This is a genomic window from Vibrio sp. OPT20 (assembly GCF_963889365.1).
GTDB lineage: Bacteria > Pseudomonadota > Gammaproteobacteria > Enterobacterales > Vibrionaceae > Vibrio > Vibrio splendidus.
In genome coordinates this window covers 1-364 of sequence record NZ_CAWPOA010000094.1, presented here as the reverse complement: position 1 = coordinate 364, position 364 = coordinate 1, and the positions used below count along the sequence as shown (strand labels likewise).

Genomic DNA, 364 nt, shown 5'->3' with positions numbered 1-364 from the left:
TTGAACTCTCACACCTCTCGGCGCCAGAACCTAAATCTGGTGCGTCTACCAATTCCGCCACGACCGCAGCAAATCTTTATAGTTATATCGACATTGGTAATTCAATATAACGTTGTTTGTACTTTTTCTTTCATAAAGAAAGAATGGTGGCTACTGCGGGATTCGAACCTGCGACCCCATCATTATGAGTGATGTGCTCTAACCAACTGAGCTAAGTAGCCAATAATGAATTTTATGTATTCACTATTTTATCTCTAATTAAAGAGAAATAATGGTGCGGTCGGAGAGACTTGAACTCTCACACCTCTCGGCGCCAGAACCTAAATCTGGTGCGTCTACCAATTCCGCCACGACCGCAGCAAAG

2 tRNA genes are annotated in these 364 nt (G+C 43.4%); both read right to left on the bottom strand.

The window, feature by feature from the left end:
- Positions 1-144: 144 nt before the first annotated feature.
- Positions 145-221, bottom strand: a tRNA-Met gene (locus tag AACR09_RS19560).
- Between the two features lie 51 nt (positions 222-272).
- Positions 273-357: transfer RNA gene (locus AACR09_RS19555), tRNA-Leu, on the bottom strand.
- Between the last annotated feature and the right edge of the window lie 7 nt (positions 358-364).